The sequence below is a fragment of the Sporosarcina luteola genome (assembly GCF_023715535.1).
GTDB lineage: Bacteria > Bacillota > Bacilli > Bacillales_A > Planococcaceae > Sporosarcina > Sporosarcina luteola_B.
Map to the genome: position 1 here is coordinate 267,558 of NZ_JAMBOI010000004.1, position 16,233 is coordinate 283,790.

At 42.4% G+C, this 16,233-nt stretch carries 15 protein-coding genes and 1 tRNA gene; 9 read left to right on the forward strand and 7 right to left on the reverse strand.

From position 1 onward, the window contains the following. The first annotated feature begins 49 nt into the window (after positions 1–49). The 5 genes from M3191_RS10710 (at position 50) to M3191_RS10730 (ending at position 5,906) form a co-directional block, all read left to right on the forward strand. Positions 50–1,771: a peptide ABC transporter substrate-binding protein gene (locus tag M3191_RS10710; protein WP_251700367.1), complete on the forward strand. Its 1,722-nt coding sequence runs from the start codon at positions 50–52 to the stop codon at positions 1,769–1,771. A gap of 167 nt (positions 1,772–1,938) precedes the next feature. After that, a complete protein-coding gene (gene opp3b / locus M3191_RS10715; protein WP_353056523.1) occupies positions 1,939–2,871 on the forward strand; it encodes an oligopeptide ABC transporter permease in 933 nt (310 codons plus the stop codon). Beyond that, positions 2,871–3,893, forward strand: a complete 1,023-nt coding sequence (gene opp3C, locus M3191_RS10720) for an oligopeptide ABC transporter permease (RefSeq protein WP_251700368.1) — start codon at positions 2,871–2,873, stop codon at positions 3,891–3,893. The genes opp3b and opp3C overlap by 1 nt, the downstream gene beginning before the upstream one ends. 16 nt (positions 3,894–3,909) lie before the next feature. Further along, positions 3,910–4,974, forward strand: coding sequence for an ABC transporter ATP-binding protein (locus M3191_RS10725; protein ID WP_251700369.1), 1,065 nt, complete (start codon positions 3,910–3,912; stop codon positions 4,972–4,974). Continuing rightward, positions 4,974–5,906 (forward strand): ABC transporter ATP-binding protein, encoded by a 933-nt coding sequence (locus M3191_RS10730; RefSeq protein WP_251700370.1) that lies wholly within the window; start codon positions 4,974–4,976, stop codon positions 5,904–5,906. The genes M3191_RS10725 and M3191_RS10730 overlap by 1 nt, the downstream gene beginning before the upstream one ends. A gap of 64 nt (positions 5,907–5,970) precedes the next feature. Here M3191_RS10730 and M3191_RS10735 read toward each other — a convergent pair whose 3' ends face one another. The 3 genes from M3191_RS10735 to M3191_RS10745 form a co-directional block, all read right to left on the reverse strand. Continuing rightward, the gene (locus tag M3191_RS10735; RefSeq protein WP_251700371.1) at positions 5,971–7,266 is read right to left on the reverse strand and encodes an L-lactate MFS transporter; all 1,296 of its coding nucleotides are present in this window, start codon (positions 7,264–7,266) and stop codon (positions 5,971–5,973) included. A 209-nt stretch (positions 7,267–7,475) separates the two neighbouring features. Next, complete coding sequence (gene fdhD / locus M3191_RS10740) at positions 7,476–8,264, reverse strand: formate dehydrogenase accessory sulfurtransferase FdhD (RefSeq protein WP_251700372.1); 789 nt, start codon at positions 8,262–8,264, stop codon at positions 7,476–7,478. Between the two features lie 13 nt (positions 8,265–8,277). Further along, complete coding sequence (locus M3191_RS10745; protein ID WP_251700373.1) at positions 8,278–8,625, reverse strand: DUF2294 domain-containing protein; 348 nt, start codon at positions 8,623–8,625, stop codon at positions 8,278–8,280. 260 nt (positions 8,626–8,885) lie between these two features. Here M3191_RS10745 and fdhF point away from each other — a divergent pair, with 260 nt between their 5' ends. The 3 genes from fdhF to M3191_RS10760 all read left to right on the forward strand — a co-directional run bounded on the left by fdhF (position 8,886) and on the right by M3191_RS10760 (position 13,041). Beyond that, positions 8,886–11,822, forward strand: a complete 2,937-nt coding sequence (gene fdhF, locus M3191_RS10750) for a formate dehydrogenase subunit alpha (RefSeq protein ID WP_251700374.1) — start codon at positions 8,886–8,888, stop codon at positions 11,820–11,822. Positions 11,823–11,827: 5 nt separating this feature from the next. Continuing rightward, positions 11,828–12,307 carry a DUF1641 domain-containing protein gene (locus tag M3191_RS10755; protein WP_251700375.1) on the forward strand — a complete coding sequence of 160 codons (480 nt, stop codon included), beginning with the start codon at positions 11,828–11,830 and terminating at the stop codon, positions 12,305–12,307. 95 nt (positions 12,308–12,402) lie between these two features. Next, the gene (locus tag M3191_RS10760; RefSeq protein WP_251700376.1) at positions 12,403–13,041 is read left to right on the forward strand and encodes a Yip1 family protein; all 639 of its coding nucleotides are present in this window, start codon (positions 12,403–12,405) and stop codon (positions 13,039–13,041) included. 49 nt (positions 13,042–13,090) lie between these two features. Here the strand turns inward: M3191_RS10760 and M3191_RS10765 are convergent, their stop codons facing one another. Further along, positions 13,091–13,270 carry a hypothetical protein gene (locus tag M3191_RS10765; protein ID WP_251700377.1) on the reverse strand — a complete coding sequence of 60 codons (180 nt, stop codon included), beginning with the start codon at positions 13,268–13,270 and terminating at the stop codon, positions 13,091–13,093. Between the two features lie 101 nt (positions 13,271–13,371). Further along, entirely contained in the window at positions 13,372–14,220 is an 849-nt protein-coding gene (locus tag M3191_RS10770) for an MBL fold metallo-hydrolase (RefSeq protein ID WP_251700378.1), read from the reverse strand. Between the two features lie 149 nt (positions 14,221–14,369). On the opposite strand from M3191_RS10770, the gene M3191_RS10775 reads away from it, so the two are divergent. Beyond that, positions 14,370–14,442: transfer RNA gene (locus tag M3191_RS10775), tRNA-Arg, on the forward strand. Between the two features lie 137 nt (positions 14,443–14,579). Here the strand turns inward: M3191_RS10775 and M3191_RS10780 are convergent. Both M3191_RS10780 and M3191_RS10785 read right to left on the reverse strand, forming a co-directional pair. After that, positions 14,580–15,698: a tyrosine-type recombinase/integrase gene (locus tag M3191_RS10780; protein WP_251700379.1), complete on the reverse strand. Its 1,119-nt coding sequence runs from the start codon at positions 15,696–15,698 to the stop codon at positions 14,580–14,582. A gap of 21 nt (positions 15,699–15,719) precedes the next feature. Then, complete coding sequence (locus tag M3191_RS10785) at positions 15,720–16,220, reverse strand: ImmA/IrrE family metallo-endopeptidase (protein ID WP_251700380.1); 501 nt, start codon at positions 16,218–16,220, stop codon at positions 15,720–15,722. Positions 16,221–16,233 lie beyond the last annotated feature (13 nt).

Genomic DNA, 16,233 nt, shown 5'->3' on the forward strand with positions numbered 1-16,233 from the left:
ATAAAAAGTGATAATTCTTCAGACAATTACAAAAGGGGAGGTCAAAGATTTGAAAACTAACAAATGGCTTTTGCTAGTCGCTTTATCACTAGTGTTCAGCTTAGTTCTTGCTGCTTGTGGAAACAAGGACAAGGATGAAGACAAAACTGCTGCGCCTGATAAAAAAGACGACAAAGCAACAGAACAACCAACAGAAGAAGCCGGCGAGCCGGATGCAGAACAAGTCGTGAGCTTGATTGAATCTGCAGCAATTCCATCTGTTGACTCCGCAATCGTGGAAGACGCAGTAGGATTCAATGTATTGAACAACGTAAATGAAGGGTTGTACCGTCTAAACCTTGAAAACATTGCAGAACCGGCAATGGCAGCAGAGGAAGCAGAAGTAAGTGAGGATGGTCTTACTTACACATTCAAACTTCGTGATGCAAACTGGTCTGACGGAACACCTGTAACTGCGCATGATTTCGTATTTGCATGGCAACGTGCAATCGATCCTGCAACCGGATCACCTTATGGTCCGTTCATGATGTCTGGAGTTATCAAAAATGCAACAGCAATCAGTGAAGAGAAAATGGAGAAGTCGGAACTTGGCGTAGTTGCCGAAGACGATAAAACATTGGTCGTAACATTGGAACGCCCAGTACCTTACTTCCTATCACTAATGTCATTCGGAACATTCTATCCTCAAAAAGAGGAATTCGTTACATCTAAAGGCGATGCATACGCAACGAACTCAGATAACCTGCTTTACAACGGTCCTTTCATTCTTACTGAATGGGATGGCACAGGAGATAGCTGGGTTTACAAAAAGAACGAACATTACTGGGATGCAGAGAACGTAAAACTTGAAACTATCAACGTAGACGTAGTTAAAGATTCTGCAACTGCAGTTAAACTTTACAACGATGGCAAGAAAGACCGTGCAGGAGTTTCAGGAGACTTGGCTCTACAATACGGAACTCATGAAGAAGCAGTTCACGAGTCGGACACTGCTGTGTTCTACTTCAAATTTAACCAAGAGCGCAATGGTGAAAAAACACCTCTTGCAAACGTGAATATCCGTAAAGCACTAGCAAAATCTTTTGAAAAAGAAGATTTGGCTGACGTTGTTCTTGCAAACGGATCAACTGCTGCAAACTTCCTAGTACCAAGAGACTTCGCATATGATGAAAGCGGAACAGACTTCCGTGACATCAGCGGAGATCACCTTGTATACAATGCGGAAGAAGCTAAAGAATACTGGGCAAAAGGCTTGGATGAGCTAGGTGTAACTGAATTGGAATTTGAAATCCTAGGCGGAGACACTGAACTATCCAAGAAGATGAACGAGTATTTCAAAGCACAACTGGAAGGCAACCTAGAAGGTTTGACAATCAAGTTGAAAGAAGTTCCTTTCGCAGTACGTTTGGAGCTTGATGGTAATCAAGACTATGATATCCAAGTTTCAGGATGGGGTCCTGACTTCCAAGACCCGATTTCATTCATGGATTTGTTCGTCACAGGCGGTACTAACAACTTAATGTCCTTCTCGAACAAAGAGTACGATGAGTTGATTGAAGCTACTAAAGATGAGCTTGCATTAGATCCTGCAGCACGTTACGAAGCATTTGCGAAGGCTGAAAAAATCCTTCTCGAAGACGAAGCTGCAATCGCACCAATCTACCAACGTGGTTTGATCCAACTTCAGAAGCCGTACTTCAAAGGACTTGGAATTCATCCTTTCGGAGCTGATCACAGCTACAAATGGGCTTATATCTCTGGTAAAGAGTAAGTAAGCATTGGCAGTTTAATTAGAAATGAGAGTATATGGCGGAAAATCCATATACTCTCTTTTTACTAACAGGAAATAAAGTGAAAGTTTGTAAGTGTTTTCATTTTGAAAAGAAATTGATTATTCAATTTGACATAAATCAAACTCACGTACTTTGGAGGTGCAACGTGGTTAAGTATATTGGAAAACGACTCGTTTACATGTTCCTTACGATGTTCCTGATCGCAACTGCAACGTTTTTCTTAATGCAAACGCTACCAGGTTCACCGATTGCTTCTTACAACAAGCTGAACGAAACTCAACGGGCAATTGTGGAAAAGAAATACGGAATCGATAAACCGAAGCCGGTGCAATACGCTATTTATATGAAAAACTTGGCCAAAGGGGATTTGGGAACATCTTTCGTATTTAAAGGGAAAAGTGTTAACGACCTATTGGCTACGAGAGTGAAACCTTCCTTCATATTGGGAGCACAGGCAATGGTGTTCGGAACACTCATAGGAATTCTGTTAGGAATGCTCGCCGCCTTGAAGCAGAATACGATATGGGATTACGGCAGCACATTTTTTGCGATATTAGGAGTATCGATACCGTCTTTCGTATTCGCTTCATTGCTGCAGTATTGGGTGGCTTCTCAATGGCATTTATTGCCGGTCGGTCTATGGAATGACGGCTGGAAGTCAAGCATACTTCCTTCCATCGCATTAGCAATGGGGCCGCTTGCACTGTCCGCACGTTTCATCCGTACTGAAATGATTGAAGTGTTGAGCTCCGATTATATTACGTTAGCAAAAGCGAAAGGTGCGAACGGTTTTGAAATCGCATTCAAACATGCATTCCGAAACGCGCTCATTCCTCTCGTTACAGTCTTAGGGCCGGTAGCAGCCGGTATTGTAACCGGTTCCTTAGTTGTGGAACAGATCTTTGCGATTCCGGGAATCGGAGAGCAGTTCGTATCTTCTATCATGACGAATGACTTTGCAACAATCATGGGTACGACACTATTCTTCTCTGCATTGTTGATTTTCATCATCTTCATTGTAGACCTTCTATACGGAATCATTGATCCGCGAATCCGGTTGTCTGGAGGTAAAGGGTAATGCGAAAAGAAGAACTTCAACAATTGCCGCCGGAAAAATTCGAGCGAATTACAATTGACAGCAGTAGGGCCGAAAGAATTACTAAACCAAGTTTAAGTTTTTGGCAGGATGCATGGCTTAGACTGCGGAAAAATAAAGCGGCAATCGTCAGCATGGTTGTCCTTATCTTACTTATCATTATGGCTTTGATAGGACCACATCTAAATGGTCATGATGGTGAGACACAAATATTACGACACGCTAACTTACCGCCAAAGATTCCTGGCGTAGAGAATTTGGGGATATTTGACGGTATGGGTCAATTAGGCGGCGAGAAAGTCAATTTGTATGAAATTAAAAAAGTGGATGAGTATTACTGGTTTGGAACTGATGGACTCGGTAGAGATTTATTCACCCGCGTATGGGAAGGAACCCAAATTTCTTTATTGATTGCATTCGTTGCTGCGGCAATCGATGTGGTCATCGGGGTACTTTATGGAGGAATATCAGGGTATTTCGGTGGCCGTGTCGACGATGTCATGCAGCGGATTGTTGAAATATTGATTGGTATCCCGACACTGATTATCGTAATCTTGATGCTATTAATAATGGAGCCAGGTTTAACCGCCATTATTATTGCAATATCCATTACGGGATGGATTGGCATGTCCCGTATCGTACGTGCGCAAACCTTGAAGTATAGAGGGCAAGAATTCGTACTCGCATCGCGTACATTAGGAGCGAGCGACAAGCGAATTATCGGGAAACATTTATTGCCGAATATTATGGGGATCATCATTATTAATACAATGTTCACGATCCCTACTGCTATATTCTTTGAAGCGTTCTTAAGCTTTATCGGGCTTGGGCTGCAGCCTCCTAACGCGTCATTAGGTACATTGATCAACGATGGCTACAAAGTGATGGAACATCAGCCGTATTTCCTATTGTTCCCAGCTGTGATCATCAGTGTCTTGATGATTGCTTTTAACTTGATCGGTGACGGACTGCGCGATGCGCTTGACCCGAAAATGAAAGATTGATTGGAGGAAAGCCAAGATGGGGAAAATATTGCAAGTAAAAGACTTGGAGCTTTCCTTCCACACGTTTGCCGGTGAAGTGAAAGCAATCCGAGGAGTCAGCTTTGATTTGAACAAAGGAGAGACATTGGCCATTGTCGGTGAGTCTGGATCCGGGAAATCGGTGACGACAAAATCGATAATGCGCTTATTGCCGGAATCGAGCTCTGAATTTAAAAGCGGGGAGATTCTTTTTAATGGTAATGATTTAACAAAACTTTCCGATAGGCAAATGCAGAAGATCAGAGGGAAAGAGATATCCATGATTTTTCAGGATCCAATGACATCCTTGAATCCGACGATGACGATCGGCAAGCAAGTGATGGAGCCAATTTTGAAGCACCAGAAAATAAGCAAGGCAAAAGCTAAAGAAGTCGGCATGGATTTATTGCGCATGGTAGGTATACCGAATCCAGAAGCCCGTTTTAAAATGTATCCCCACCAATTTTCCGGCGGACAAAGACAGCGGATCGTCATTGCGATTGCACTCGCTTGTAATCCGAAAATATTGATTGCGGATGAACCTACGACCGCACTAGATGTCACGATACAGGCACAAATCCTTGAACTGATGAAGGATATTCAGAATAAAGTCGATACATCAATCATTTTCATCACACATGATCTTGGTGTTGTTGCCAACGTAGCAGATCGGGTTGCTGTCATGTATGGCGGGCGGATCGTGGAAGTCGGTACTGTCGATGAAATCTTCTATAACCCGCAGCATCCATATACATGGGGGCTGCTCAGCTCGATGCCATCCATGGATTTGGCTGAGGAAAAGCTTTATGCGATTCCAGGTACTCCGCCTGACCTGTTGAATCCGCCTGTAGGAGATGCATTCGCACTCAGAAGTGAATATGCTTTGCAAATCGATATGGAGCAAGCACCACCGATGTTCAAAGTGAGCGACACGCATTATGCCGCGACTTGGCTGCTGCATCCGAATGCACCACATGTTGACCCACCTAAGACGATTATCGAACGGATGAAGACGTTCCGGGGAAGCAGATACTATGAGCAAGCGACTGGAGGTGATGCATGATGGCAGAGAAATTGCTTGAAGTGAAAAACTTGAAACAATATTTTAATGCCGGTAAGCCATCCGAAGTACGGGCAATCGACAATATCAGCTTTGATATTTATCGCGGAGAGACATTCGGCCTGGTCGGGGAATCGGGCTGCGGTAAATCGACAACTGGCAGGACAATCATTCGTCTTTACGATGCGACTGATGGAGAAGTCCTTTACGACGGGGTTAGTGTACATGCGAAAAAATCCAAATCCGAAGTGAAGGCATTGAACCGGAAGATGCAAATGATTTTCCAAGATCCATATGCATCATTGAACCCAAGAATGAAAGTCCTGGATATTATCGCTGAAGGACTGGATGTTCACGGATTGGCAAAAAATCCGAAAGAACGAAAGCAGAAGGTTGTAGAGTTGTTGGAAACAGTAGGCTTGAATAAAGAGCATGCCGATCGCTATCCTCATGAATTTTCGGGAGGTCAGCGTCAACGGATCGGTATTGCGCGTGCGCTAGCCGTCAATCCGGAGTTCATCATTGCCGATGAACCGATTTCTGCACTTGACGTTTCCATTCAAGCTCAAGTCGTCAACTTGCTGAAAGACTTGCAGAAAGAAAAGGGTTTGACGTATTTATTCATCGCGCATGACCTATCAATGGTGAAATATATTTCTGATCGGATTGGCGTCATGTATTTCGGGAAGCTTGTTGAAATGGCTCCTGCGGATGTATTATACAAAAATCCTTTACACCCTTACACAAAATCATTGCTTTCCGCAATCCCGCTTCCTGACCCGATCTATGAACGGTCACGGGTTAGACAACCGTACGATCCTAAACAACATAATTACGGAACCGATGAAAAAGTGGAGTTCCGTGAAGTAACGCCAGGTCATTTCGTACTTTGCTCAGAAAAAGAGTTTAAAGAAATGAATGTTCTAGCTAACTAATAAAGAGAAACCGCCATTCACATCAGATAGTACGATGTGAATGGCGGTTTTCTTATTTATAGTGTTAGATGCTCTTAGCGGTTTGCACGGAAATTGCCTTTTTCGGTGCATTCTGTGCAGCTCTCACTTTTTTGATATCCACTTGAATTAAGATGGAAATTACCAACGCAACTGCAAACAGTCCAGCGAAGAAGAGCAAACTGCTTTCATAACTTCCCGTCGTATCTTTCATCCATGCGGCAAACATAGGTCCGGCAATTCCTGCTGCCGCCCAGGCCGTTAATATATATCCATGAATGGCACCAAGTTGTTTTGTTCCGAAAATATCACCGATATATGCAGGTATGCATGAGAAACCTCCGCCGTAGCAAGTATAAATCACAGCGAGCATCACTTGGAACAGTATCGCGTTTGTTGTAAAAGGCAGAAGGGCAAATAAGACTACCTGAATAACAAAAAATACTGTGTACGTATGTCTTCGACCGATATAATCGGAAATGGATGCCCATCCTAACCGTCCGAATCCATTAAAGAGCCCGAGGACTCCAACGAGTGCTGCAGCTTGTATTGTAGTCATACCAATACTTTCTATGGCAAGAGGCTTGGCAGCAGATAAGATGGCAATTCCGCAAGTGACATTCAGGAAGAGCATCATCCATAAGTAATAAAATCGTTTTGTTTTGATAGCTTCGTTTGCTGTCAATTGTGCTAAGTCCACTTTCGCTTCGACTTTTCCGGATTCCAACTTTTTTATATAACCCGCTGGAGCCCAACCTTCCTCAGGTTTCTCAAGATAAAGTGAAGAGGCGACCATGATTAATAAATAAGATGCTCCCAGGATGTAAAAAGTGTTTTGAAGGCCAACAGAAGTGATGAGCGCTTCCATTATGGGACTGCTGATTGCAGCTGCAAAGCCGAACCCCATTATCGCCATTCCTGTTGCAAGACCACGCCGATCCGGGAACCATTTCACAAGTGTTGATACGGGGGCAATATATCCTACACCCAGTCCGATTCCGCCAAGTACCCCATAAAAGAAGTACAACAATGTAAGCGAGGATATGCTTACGGCAAATCCGGCACCCATAACACCTACTCCGAAGAATGTTGCCGCAAGAATCCCTGCTTTACGGGGACCGTGTTTTTCAACGAAGTGGCCAAGAAATGCAGCAGACAGGCCAAGAAATAAAATTGCAATACTAAACGTCAATTGCACTTGACTTGTCGACCATCCAAATTGATCGATCAGCGGGTTTGTAAAGTTGCTCCATGCATAGACGGAGCCGATCGAAATGTGAATCCCAACGGCGGATGCTGCAATCAACCATCTGTTCTTTGTTTTCTTCGGACCTACTTTCACTTTTCACATCTCCCTTTGATAATATAGTAATACGACATAGGAATCTTCCTCTCGTTTTTTATAGTAATTTCAAATATAAAATGAAAGCCTTTTCATTTTGTTTGAAAATTCGAAAAGAGAGATACATATTTTGTCATATTTCCGTCATGATATCATCATCTTTGGGGTTTGTCACTAAATATTAAATTTAGTCTAAAAATATTGGAAAGTTATATTTTGATTCTTTCTGGGTGCGTATATACATTGAATGATTGGCCTCTAATGAATCCGACTGCGGTTATTCCTAATTCTTCAGCAAGATTTACTGCTAGTTCTGTCGGAGCGGATTTAGAAAGAACGACTTCACAGCCAATTTTTGCGACTTTTAATAATATCTCTGAAGATATCCTACCGCTAAAGACAATCACCTTGTCTTTAACAGTAATTTTGTTTTTAAAACAATACCCATAAATTTTATCAAGCGCATTATGCCTTCCTATATCCATTCTAGTCAGCATGAAATCTTGCGAATCGCAAAGAGCAGCAATATGCACTCCGCCTGTTTGTTGAAACAGATCTGCTTTATTATTCATCTTTTCCATCAACGCAAAACAATCCTGAGGTGTTAAAACGACATTCCTTTGCAACATTCGTTTAGCTGTGAGTGCGTCATTGGCGAATACAAATCCTTGCCGGCTCATGCCGCAGCATGATGTAATATATCTTTTGTTCTGCAGTTGTTCGAAAAAAGGAAAAGTTCTGCTGGTCTGTATATGTACTATGCCTAAATCTTCCTCCAATCGGATTTCCTGGATGTCTGTGTAATCTATGATAATGCGTTCGGATGCTAGAAATCCGATGACCATATCCTCGATATATTCAGGCGTACAAACGATAGTCAATAGTTCTTTACCGTTCAATTTAACTGTAATAGGGTATTCGGTTGCGACTTCATCCGTCATTTGTTCGAATGCGCCGTTGGCAAATCGCAAAATGGACCGTTTTTGAATCCGATTCATACTGATTCTCCTTTCATTGATCAATGATCCTATCGAACAAGAATACAGAAACAGCAATGTCATCCTCCAATTTGATGTCTGAAAATAGATGGACGAATTTAGCGCCAACTACCTCTTCAAGTCCTTCTGGAGGTGAGACATCATATACTTCTTGTATCATTCTTGTCCTGGCCATATGGACCATCTCTTTGCCATCATTTGTACCTGCGATGAATTTTTCAGTAGGTGTCAAATTACCGTACAGTGTCGAGATTGCCATATTGTCGACAAATATTGTGGTAATCCTTTCTGGACCCTTGCCGAAGAGGTCTTTTCGCAGCTTTCTGATAATATCATTGAATTCATGGACTTTTTTTGACATTGATATAAGCTCCTTTTCAAAAAATACGAATTATCTTATAATTAACTTTAAAAGTATTGTATAATAATTGCTTATAATCTATAATACTAGTAAGAATGATATCGGGGTATGAAACTGCACCGGTATTATTATTCAATTACTTTACATTCGGATTGGTTATTTAGCAAGCTCTGCTACTGGACTATTCCACCATAGACAAGCACACCTAATGGCAGGTGTATTTGTCTATGGTGGTTTTTTATTTCAAAGGAGGCATATTTATGTCAATCAAGATTAATGGGAAGGCTTCGCCGTTCAGGGAAGGCATGACGATATTACAAGTGGTCAATGAACAACAGATCGAGCATCCTCAAATCTGCTATTTGCCTGAAGTGGACCCGATTGAAACGTGCGATACATGCATCGTTGAAGTAAATGGACGTCTTGTTCGTGCTTGTTCAACAAAAGCCCAACATGGGATGGATGTCCAATTGAACTCTGTACGCGCAAAGGAAGCGCAAACGGAAGCGATGGATCGGATCCTTGAAAACCACTTATTATATTGCACCGTCTGTGATAACAACAATGGCAATTGTAAAATCCATAACACGGTTGACATGATGGGGATTGAGGAGCAGAAGTATCCATACGAGCCTAAATGCACAAAAGACAGTGTAGATTTCACACATCCATTTTATCGCTATGATCCGAACCAATGCATAGCTTGCGGCCAATGTGTAGAAGCATGCCAAAACCTGCAAGTGAATGAAACACTCAGTATGGACTGGGAAAGAGATCGGCCGATTGTCCTCTGGGATGGCGGCGCGAAGATCAATGATTCTTCTTGTGTCGGCTGCGGCCATTGCGTCACTGTTTGCCCGTGTAATGCATTGATGGAGAAGTCAATGCTTGGGGAAGCCGGTTTCATGACTGGGATGAAAGAAGAGATTCTAACACCGATGATTGATCTCGTGAAAGACGTCGAGCCAGGATATAGCGGCATCATGGCCATTTCGGATGCAGAGGCGGCGATGCGTGATACAAGAACGAAGAAAACAAAAACAGTTTGCACTTTCTGCGGAGTAGGCTGTTCATTTGAAGTATGGACTAAGGATAGAAAAATCCTGAAGATCCAGCCTGTTTCGGAAGCGCCCGTCAATGCAATATCGACTTGTGTCAAAGGAAAGTTCGGCTGGGATTTCGTCAACAGCGAAGAACGATTGACCACTCCACTCATCCGGAAAGGGGATTCATTCGTCGAAGCTACATGGAAGGAAGCTTTGGATCTGGTGGCGAAACGTTTGGGATCCATCCATAAGGAATATGGCGAAGATAGTGTTGGTGTCATATCCTCTTCAAAAATCACCAATGAAGAGAACTATTTGATTCAAAAGCTTGCGAGGCAAGTGTTCAAGACAAATAACGTTGACAACTGTTCACGTTACTGTCAATCGCCGGCGACCGATGGGTTATTCAGGACAGTTGGAATGGGTGGCGACGCGGGAACGATCAAAGACATAGCAAAGGCGGGTCTTGTGATCATCGTTGGAGCGAACCCTGCTGAAGGACATCCGGTTCTAGCCACGCGTGTCAAGCGGGCTCATAAACTGCATGGTCAAAAATTGATCGTCGCAGATTTGCGCAAGCATGAAATGGCGGAGCGATCCGATATCTTCATCAGTCCGAAGCAGGGAACTGACCAAGTTTGGCTGATGGCGGTAACGAAATATATGATTGACAAGGGCTGGCATGATTCAGAATTCATACGTGAAAACGTACACCATTTTGATGAGTTCAAAGATGTATTGAAAACATATACGCTTGATTTTGCCGAACATGTAACTGGTGTGCCGAAAGAAATGCTGATCCGGACGGCTGAAATGATCCGCGATGCGGATGGTACATGTATTTTATGGGGGATGGGAGTTACTCAAAATACTGGCGGGTCGGACACTTCCGCTGCAATTTCCAATTTACTTCTTGCTACTGGGAATTATCGCAGGCCAGGCGCAGGTGCTTATCCGCTTCGCGGTCATAACAACGTACAAGGTGCTTGCGATATGGGTACTCTTCCAGGATGGCTGCCAGGCTATCAGCACGTAACGGATAATGCTGCACGTGAAAAATTCGAGCGCGCATACGGGGTTGAAATTGGCAATAAACCAGGCCTGGATAATATCCAAATGTTGCATGCGGTCGATGAAGGCATCATGAAGGCGATGTATATCGTCGGTGAAGATATGGCGCTCGTCGATTCCAATGCAAATCATGTACATGACGTCTTATCCAAACTCGATTTCCTTGTAGTCCAAGATATATTCTTCTCAAGGACTGCAAGATATGCAGATGTGATTCTTCCGGCGGTGCCTTCCTTGGAGAAGGATGGGACATTTACGAACACGGAAAGAAGGGTTCAGCGACTGTATAAAGCATTGCCGGAATTAGGTGATGCGAAGGCGGATTGGTGGATTGTCCAGGAAATTGCAACAAGGCTCGGCGCTGATTGGCAGTTTACACATCCAAGTGAAATCTTCGCTGAAATGGCCAGTCTTTCACCGTTGTTCAGCAAGGCGGATTACATCAATATGGAAAACTGGGACAGCTTTTTGTGGGGAAGTCTTGACGGTGAAAGTACTCCGTTACTATATGTCGATGGATTTAATTTCCCTGATGGAAAAGCAAGGTTTGCCTTGTCCGATTGGGTGGAACCGGTCAAATACGATGACGAATTCGACTTGCATATTAATAACGGCAGGATGCTTGAGCATTTCCATGAAGGGAACTTGACTAATAAATCTGCTGGAATTCAATCGAAAGTGCCTGAAATCTTCGTGGAAGTATCTCCAGAACTTGCAAAAGAGAGGGGAGTTCTCAGCGGCTCGTTAGTAAGGCTCGTGTCACCGCACGGAGCACTACGTCTTCCTGCTCTAGTGACCGAAAGGGTGAAGGGGAATGAATTATTCCTTCCGATGAACTCGGTTGAAAAAGAATCGGCGATAAACTTCCTGACGGGAACGGCGGTCGATCAAAGGACCAATACACCTGCTTTTAAACAAGCAAAAGTCCGGATGGAAGTTTTACGCACGGAAGGCGAAAATCCGTTGCCGGCAAGCAACCACCGAAATAAAAAACGGCATCCTCAAGATGGGGTTGAAGTTGAACGGAAATGGGCGAAACCTGGTTACGAGCATCTGACAGATCAAGTGGAGAAAGGGTGATCCTAATGGCAGCGCCGATTACTTCAATTAAAAGAATAGAACTTACTCCTGAGGAGCAGAAGCAACAGAAATTGTTAGAACTGCAATCCCTCATTTCGGAACAGCAACAATCATTGAACAAAATCATTCAAATAACCGCCGAATTGGACAACGCAGGTGTATTGGATGCCTTAACTGCAATGGTGAAAGCGAAAGATGAGATTGCGGGTATTGCTGTGACGCAAGCTTCACGGGAGCCGATAACGAATCTCATTAATAATGTAATGAATGCGACGGGGCTTTTGACAACGATTAACCCGGAAGTCACCGCGAACTTGAAGGATAGCATCGCAAAGGGGATTGAGGAAGCCGAGCTGTATAAAGGGAATGGTGATAAAGTATCCATTTTGCAGGTTATGACAGCACTTAACGATCCCCATATAAATCAAGCAGTGAAATACGGTCTGAATTTCCTGAAAGGGATGGGAAAAGGGTTAAATGAGTGAATTCCATTTCTCTATTATTCTTTGAAACGAAATCAATCCCCATACGTATGTATGTGTAGCGATTAGAAAAAGAGTAATAGAGAGTGGGGATAACTATGCAGAATACTGAAAATGAAGCTTCAGGTTTACAACTGAACCCGTGGACTTCCGTATGGCTTCACCCAAGAAAGACAGTTCAATATGTTATGGAGTATAAAACCGGAAGTTTTGTTCTTATGATTGCTGCACTTACGGGAATTATACACTTTCTCGATCAAGCAACTGGCAATGATTTATTTAAGAATTGGAATATTGCAGCCGTTCTATTAGTGGCATTGCTTGCTGGACCGGTCATAGGCGTGATTGGCCTTTATATCGCATCAGGTATCTACCATGCTTTTTCACTGATGCTGGGTGGATTGGGAACATTCGAGGAAACACGGAGGGCATTTACAGTTTCCAGCATCATTATTATCGTTGGGGGACTTATTTGGATACCTGACCTGCTTATTTTAGGGCAGGGCAATTTCTCAAGTGATTATGATTTCTCAATTGGACAGTTAGGTTGGTCAATGATTTCATTAATCGTCAACTTCACTGTAGGAATTTGGTCGTTGATTGTCCTAATAGCGGCAATCGCTGAAGTTCATCGATTTTCAGCATGGAAAGCTGCCTTGGCCGTCTTCCTGCCAATTATCATCCTTGTTGTCATCTTGCTCGTTATTATTGGATTGACGGCTCCAGCATTATTTTGAAAATGAAAAAAGACGTCTCTTTGTCATTTGCGACAGAGAGACGTCTTTTCTATTGGTTCGTCGTTGATTCGTCATCTTCTATTTGCTCTCGTTTCGACTTCCTATAAGCTTCTACCATTGCTTCTTTATAATCGCCCAAAGTGGCGAATTCATGGAATCGATCTGCATACTTCTTTTTATGCATTTCGATTTCGTTTCGTTTAGTAATTCGTCGTTCGACTCTGTCCAATACAGTGACCTCCTCACTCATCTTTTACTTAGTTTGCCTGTTATGTCTGTAAATATGACAAGGGACTAAGAATGGTGGAGTAGGGTCAATGACATCAAAGGTTATTTCGAATCGTCGACGTACTTCCCATGATCCGGTACTGCAATCGATTGAAAGTCTGACGCTAAACGATCTAAATTCTCATGCAACCATTGTCCTCGGACAGGGACACCGTGCCCCGTAATGGCAATTTCCGGTCGTAACGCAGTTAAAATTTCGACAGACTGTTCTGCTGTTTCCCAATCGGGAGTCAAATAGCGGGGCGGGCCTCCAATTTCCTTTTCTTGAGTAAACACTTTATAGAGCTCATCCTGTTTAACTGTAACGAAAGCATCTCCGACAATCATGGCATGATCTTCATTGCGGAATAAGGATATATGACCTTCAGAATGTCCTGGTGTATGGATCCACTTCCAATCAGGCATGAAAGGAACTGTATGGTCAATTGATAACTCATGTGCTTTTGAGCCGATGTCTATACCTTCATGAGGAAACATGAATGATAGCTTTGCAACCATTCCCCCTTCTACAGTCGTGTCAGGTTCGGGGTAATTCTTTTGGCCAGTAATATAAGGTAGCTCCAACTCATGCGCATACACAGGTACATCCCAAATTTCCAATAGATCAATCAAACCTCCGATATGATCGAAATGTGCATGAGTCAGGATGATTGCTTTAGGCGGATTATTTTTACCGAATCTCTTCTCCGCCTCTTCCTTTATCTTTTCAGCCGATTTCGGCATTCCGGCATCAATCAGAACCCAATCATTACCTTCACCAGCAAATCCGTAAAAGACAACGTTTACAATTTGAATCGTATAACAGTATAAATCAGGAGTCACTTCTACTCCTTGTCCACTCATCACCGATGTCATCGGTTGAAATCTCTCGGTAGAAGAACTTCTATCCATATGTTCAAACCTCCTCAGTTAAATAATCAATTTCTTTTATACCCTAATATGTGTATAAAAAACTTTGTCATACGATGAAATAGAATTTGAAAGACAAATGTATTGCCCTCAGCTGTTTTACTCTTTATAATAGAAAGGTATTATTATTTGTCTCAGTAGCTCAGGGGATAGAGCATCAGCCTCCTAAGCTGAGGGTCGCAGGTTCGATTCCTGCCTGGGACGTTTTCAGGTGAAAAGTGAACACGATAAGAAGTAATAGGAATGACCATAAACGTTGGTATCACAGCGTTTATGGTCATTATTTGTTTTTTGAGAATACGTTCAGAAACGATAGGAAATGAAATCATTTTACACAAATTTTACACATTCAACGTATTTGCCATGTCCTCATATAACTGTACTGTCCGATTAGCATCTTCTGTACGCAGCTCCTTAACAACATGGGCATAATGGCTGAGTGTGGTATCAATCGTTTTGTGACCTAATCGCTCAGAAACATAGTAAATGGAAACTTTGCGATATAGGAGAATGCTCGCATGTGTATGTCGCAATCCATGTAGTGTAATATTATTTATGCCCAAGTCATGCAGTACATTTTTGAGTAATTTATTTGCTGCTTCGTTGGTAAAAACTTTTCGTCTGGATAAGGGGCTATAAAACACAAGATCATGTTCATTGTTAGATGGTTTTGTTTCAAATAAGTTTTTGAATGTTAGCATCGTTTGTTTGTCCATCTGAATTTCCCTTTCAGATGAGGCGGTTTTTAATTCTTTGAAACCCCTGTCGGTTTTGTAATCCCATGCCTCTGTTACTTTAATTACGTTTCTCTTGAAATCAAAGTCACTTCGAGTTAAACCGACCATTTCTCCGAATCGCATTCCTGAAGTCAGTCCAAGAAGTATCAAATAATATCCAATACCTCTATGAAGGCGCTTGTAAACTTCGGACATCAGGAGTTGGCTCTCTTTATAGCTCAAATGCTTATCGGCTGGCCTGGATGTTTCATCATTGCCAGTAATGACTGCTTTACGAGTAAAATCTATCCTTATTAAATCTTCATCAATCGCATCCTTTACACAGGCTCTTATATGCATATTCAACTTTGCGGTAGTATCCCTTGCATGAGTAAGACCATATTCGTTCAGGAAGGCTTGATAAGAGCGTTTATTTATATGCTGTAAAGGTTGATCCTTGAAATACAAGAGAATTGTCTGATGGGTGTTTAAATAGCGTTTGAGTGTGATATGGTCAACTTCCTTCTTGTATAATTCCAACCACTCACGAAAATACTCGCTGAAAGGGACCAATGTGATTTGTGGAATGATTCCCCGTTGCAAATCGGATTCCACTTGATTTGCCACGATTTGTGCTTCTTTTTTAGTTTTGAAACCACCTTTTCTGATGGGCTTTGAGACCCCGTTATCCATTCTGCTAACAGTGAACTGCCAGGTTTTCCCACGCTTTTGAAATGACGCCATAGTAAACTCTCCTTCCTCTTGTTATGTGTTTAAAAGAATGGCCTCTCTACTTCTCAACCACTTATCTAATCTTGTATCAGCAAAATGAGGCTCAACATTGAATAGCCTAGAGATCAGACCGATTGCTTCGCATTTATGCTTAGGCATTGCCAATTCATTCAACATGAATGTCGGTATGCAGAAATGGTAAGCAAATTTCTCAGCCTGCCATTCTTGGTAGATTCGAAAAGATTCAACCATCGATTGCTGATGCCCTTCATGTATAAGAATGTGCCCTAGTTCATGACCAAAATCCTGCCAAATCTTTTGAGGGCTTTGATTTTCATTTAAAAAAATCCGATACTTTCCCCCTAAATTGTTTGCCTCGCTTGCCTCGTCAAAGTAATAAGTACTTATATCAAACTTCTCGGAAATCATAGCAATCAATTCATCGCAATTAAATGAAGCTAGATCAGTTACAGCTAATGAATGATAAATGGATGAAACCATATCTTCTAAGAGACTAAAATTTGCAATCCTCAAATTTACACATCTC

Excerpts from the sequence above, each read along its gene's own strand:
- opp3C (WP_251700368.1), top strand. The coding sequence starts at position 2,871 with ATGCGAAAAGAAGAACTTCAACAATTGCCGCCGGAAAAATTCGAGCGA.
- M3191_RS10780 (WP_251700379.1), bottom strand. The coding sequence starts at position 15,698 with ATGGCGTCATTTCAAAAGCGTGGGAAAACCTGGCAGTTCACTGTTAGC.
- M3191_RS10730 (WP_251700370.1), top strand. The coding sequence starts at position 4,974 with ATGGCAGAGAAATTGCTTGAAGTGAAAAACTTGAAACAATATTTTAAT.
- fdhF (WP_251700374.1), top strand. The coding sequence starts at position 8,886 with ATGTCAATCAAGATTAATGGGAAGGCTTCGCCGTTCAGGGAAGGCATG.
- M3191_RS10770 (WP_251700378.1), bottom strand. The coding sequence starts at position 14,220 with ATGGATAGAAGTTCTTCTACCGAGAGATTTCAACCGATGACATCGGTG.
- M3191_RS10745 (WP_251700373.1), bottom strand. The coding sequence starts at position 8,625 with ATGTCAAAAAAAGTCCATGAATTCAATGATATTATCAGAAAGCTGCGA.
- M3191_RS10755 (WP_251700375.1), top strand. The coding sequence starts at position 11,828 with ATGGCAGCGCCGATTACTTCAATTAAAAGAATAGAACTTACTCCTGAG.
- M3191_RS10760 (WP_251700376.1), top strand. The coding sequence starts at position 12,403 with ATGCAGAATACTGAAAATGAAGCTTCAGGTTTACAACTGAACCCGTGG.
- M3191_RS10725 (WP_251700369.1), top strand. The coding sequence starts at position 3,910 with ATGGGGAAAATATTGCAAGTAAAAGACTTGGAGCTTTCCTTCCACACG.
- fdhD (WP_251700372.1), bottom strand. The coding sequence starts at position 8,264 with ATGAATCGGATTCAAAAACGGTCCATTTTGCGATTTGCCAACGGCGCA.